This is a genomic window from Nonomuraea sp. NPDC003560 (assembly GCF_042878785.1).
Classification (GTDB): Bacteria; Actinomycetota; Actinomycetes; order Streptosporangiales; family Streptosporangiaceae; genus Nonomuraea.
The window spans coordinates 1-2,678 of the sequence record NZ_JBIAOF010000031.1 but is presented as its reverse complement, the minus strand read 5'-3'; the positions used below and the strand labels follow the sequence as shown (position 1 = coordinate 2,678).

The 2,678-nt window shown below is 37.5% G+C and carries 3 protein-coding genes; 2 read left to right on the top strand and 1 reads right to left on the bottom strand.

Going from position 1 to position 2,678, the window contains the following annotated elements; genetic code table 11:
* Positions 1-58: 58 nt before the first annotated feature.
* Positions 59-436: a CpsD/CapB family tyrosine-protein kinase gene (locus ACFYUV_RS51360; RefSeq protein WP_356489093.1), complete on the bottom strand. Its 378-nt coding sequence runs from the start codon at positions 434-436 to the stop codon at positions 59-61.
* 320 nt (positions 437-756) lie between these two features.
* Here ACFYUV_RS51360 and ACFYUV_RS51355 point away from each other — a divergent pair, with 320 nt between their 5' ends.
* Together ACFYUV_RS51355 and ACFYUV_RS51350 are read left to right on the top strand one after the other, a co-directional pair.
* Positions 757-1,437 (top strand): IS6 family transposase, encoded by a 681-nt coding sequence (locus ACFYUV_RS51355; protein ID WP_387683435.1) that lies wholly within the window; start codon positions 757-759, stop codon positions 1,435-1,437.
* 243 nt (positions 1,438-1,680) lie between these two features.
* Positions 1,681-2,571 carry an IS982-like element IS982B family transposase gene (locus tag ACFYUV_RS51350; RefSeq protein WP_387683433.1) on the top strand — a complete coding sequence of 297 codons (891 nt, stop codon included), beginning with the start codon at positions 1,681-1,683 and terminating at the stop codon, positions 2,569-2,571.
* The last annotated feature ends 107 nt before the right edge of the window (positions 2,572-2,678 follow it).

Below are 2,678 nucleotides of genomic sequence, written 5' to 3'. Positions count from 1 at the left end.
AAACAAAAGATTCATTAAAACACTCCATTGTTATAAAGTATACATACTATTTATACAATTATAGATTGCCAATGACGGGATGAATTGCATCATTCACATCGTCCATCTGATTGGCTAACCATGAACTTAATCCCTTATGGTTTTTAAGGCCAAATGTCTTATGAATCGTTGCTCGTCGCAAGTCAGCATCGACCAGTAAGACTTGCTTGCCTTCCTTGGCATACTCCACTGCTAAGTTACCACTTACTGTCGATTTACCCTCGCCAAGCATGGCCGAAGTCACCATCAAAGTTCGTAGCTTATGGTCAGTAGCCGCAAAATTGATATTAGTTCGAATTGTTTTAATCTGCTCAGTAATGACCGACATGGGTTCATTAATCGTGGTGAGATTAATTGGTGCCGTAGTCGTTATATTCTTTTCTTTACGTTTAAACATCTAGCACCCTCCTAAACTCGTTTGATCGCTTGTGACGATGTTTGATCGTTATGCGTATGATAGCCACCGTTCAGATTCAAGGCCTGTTTCTTCATTGAATAGTGATGTTGATGGTTAACCAAGCCTCAACTAGTCAATCCTAATTGCGTTTTCGTTTAACGGCTTAATGGTTTTTCGCCTTAATAATAATAACCTTTGTTAAAAATTTGATTTTTTCTTTTAAGGGCCTAGAATTTATTATTTCTTTGGTTCTGTTGCAAAGTTTTCCAAAAAATCTATTTTAGTGTAAAATTGAGAAAAAAGACAGAGAGGACAGAGTAATGAATCATTTTAAAGGCAAACAATTCAAAAAAGACATCATTATTGTCGCTGTTGGTTACTACCCGCGTTACAATCTAAGCTATCGTGAAGTTCAGGAATTGTTATATGATCGTGGAATAAATGTTTGTCATACTACGGTTTATCGTTGGGTGCAAGAGTACAGCAAAGTCCTCTATTATCTTTGGAAGAAGAAAAATAGACAATCCTTCTATTCATGGAAAATGGACGAAACCTATATCAAAATTAAGGGACGTTGGCATTATCTTTATCGTGCAATTGATGCGGACGGCTTAACCTTAGATATCTGGTTACGAAAGAAACGGGATACGCAAGCAGCCTATGCTTTCTTAAAACGACTCCATAAACAGTTTGGTGAGCCGAAAGCAATTGTGACCGATAAAGCACCTTCTCTTGGCTCCGCCTTTAGAAAGTTACAGAGTGTGGGTTTATATACTAAGACAGAGCACCGAACTGTGAAGTATCTTAACAATTTAATAGAACAAGACCATCGACCTATTAAACGACGGAATAAATTTTATCAAAGTCTCCGTACAGCCTCTTCCACGATTAAGGGCATGGAGACCCTTCGAGGAATATATAAAAAGAACCGAAGAAATGGAACGCTCTTCGGCTTTGCGGTGTCTACTGAAATCAAGGTATTAATGGGAATACCAGCCTAAGATATTTGGAGTTCAGAGAGGGCGCGTTTGATTTTCAAACTTCGCAACAGAACCATCAATTCATTTTAGCTTAAATTTGAAAAAAAAGATAGTTAGAACTGGACTAAATTCAAATAAATGGATACAAAATGGAATACATCTTCTTAGGTCAATACCCGAATTGCTAGTTAATTTCATTGGAAAATAAATAAGTCGTGCTATCCTAATCTAAAACCACTAGGCATTAGAAAGCGCACGACTTATATGACTTATAATAGCACACTTCCAAAAGTTTTTGTTTATTTACTGACAACCATTGAGACGCTTTATCAAACGAGTGTTCCCCTTGAGGTTCAAAACCGAAAGAACGTCCATCTCGCAACATCAGATTGCTTAGTTATCGCTTGTTACCTATGGGGCGTACTGCATTTTAGTGAAACACTTAAAGCTAAGCACCAATTGGCTCAAAGTTTATTTCCTAATTTCCTAGAATATTCTCGCTTTGTCCGCCGTTGTAATGCCCTCTTACCGAGTATCCAAGTCATTCGCCAAGCACTCGTCTTTAAAGAGGTTGAAGGAATGAGTGTATCCATTATTGACAGCTTCCCCATTCCTTTGTGTCAGCCTATTCGTAACTTCATAAGCAAAGTTCTTGGAGATGATGCCAATGTTGGCTACAATGCTACAAAGGGACAGTACTTCTATGGATGTAAATGTCATGCTTTAGTCAGTGAATCAGGCTATGTCATAGACTACACAATTACTCCTGCTTCAATGGCTGATCGTTCAATGACCGAGGAAGTGTTGAGTCAATTTGGGACACCAACAGTCCTTGGAGATATGGGATATCTAGGTCAGTCACTGCATGATAGGCTGGAATTAAAAGGAATTGATCTAATTACACCTGTCAGGAAGAACATGAAGCAAAAGAAAATCCTTTTCCCTAATTTTTCAAAACGTAGAAAAGTGATTGAGCGAGTTTTCTCTTTTTTGACAAATCTAGGAGCTGAGCGTTGTAAAAGTCGTTCGCCTCAAGGTTTTCAATTGAAATTAGAGATGATACTTTTAGCGTATTCTTTACTGTTAAAATCAGCTAAATCACTGGAACCAGAGACTTTAAGATATTCTATCGGGTATCAAGTCATGGCTAAATAATCAACTAGCAATTCGGGTAGGTCAATGTTCTTTTATATTTGAGCGTCCATAAAATGGTCATTTTCTGAACACTCTTCTTTTCCTATTAAATTTCTCAAAATCATTTA

What these genes read in the sequence shown, in the direction of transcription:
- ACFYUV_RS51360 (WP_356489093.1), bottom strand. Translation starts at nt 436, where the DNA reads ATGTTTAAACGTAAAGAAAAGAATATAACGACTACGGCACCAATTAAT.
- ACFYUV_RS51355 (WP_387683435.1), top strand. Translation starts at nt 757, where the DNA reads ATGAATCATTTTAAAGGCAAACAATTCAAAAAAGACATCATTATTGTC.
- ACFYUV_RS51350 (WP_387683433.1), top strand. Translation starts at nt 1,681, where the DNA reads ATGACTTATAATAGCACACTTCCAAAAGTTTTTGTTTATTTACTGACA.